Source organism: Pseudoalteromonas sp. T1lg75, assembly GCF_002964705.1.
Taxonomy (GTDB): Bacteria; Pseudomonadota; Gammaproteobacteria; order Enterobacterales; family Alteromonadaceae; genus Pseudoalteromonas.
Genome location: NZ_PQCD01000039.1, coordinates 1 through 338, shown reverse-complemented (window position 1 = coordinate 338; position 338 = coordinate 1). Strand labels below are relative to the sequence as shown.

The following is a 338-nucleotide window of genomic DNA, read 5'->3' as shown; positions in this document are numbered from 1 at the left end:
CCTAAATTAGACCCACAATTCAATTTGCATTGCGCCAGCTCGGTACTCACCATCAACGCCGGCGAGACCGCCACATTCAACTGTAACAGCCGTATCGTCGATGGTTTTAGCGGCACATTGCGACTCTCACTCGCTTCTTCGTTACCCGGGGCAAAACTGTCGCACCGCGAAATCAACGCGGGCATCCCTTTTACCCTGGAAGTGCCAACCAAAAACAAAACTCAGTGGGGTGATTATGTCTTTACCCTCACCGCCCACAAGGATAGCCAGCTAAAACAACAGGCCGTAACCTTAAAGATTCTGCCCCCGGGCGTACAAACCTACAGCTTTAACAATGC

1 pseudogene is annotated in these 338 nt (G+C 51.2%); it reads left to right on the top strand.

The features are described 5' to 3' along the window. A pseudogene (locus C2M36_RS10110) lies at positions 1–338 on the top strand (S8 family serine peptidase); the annotation flags it as partial.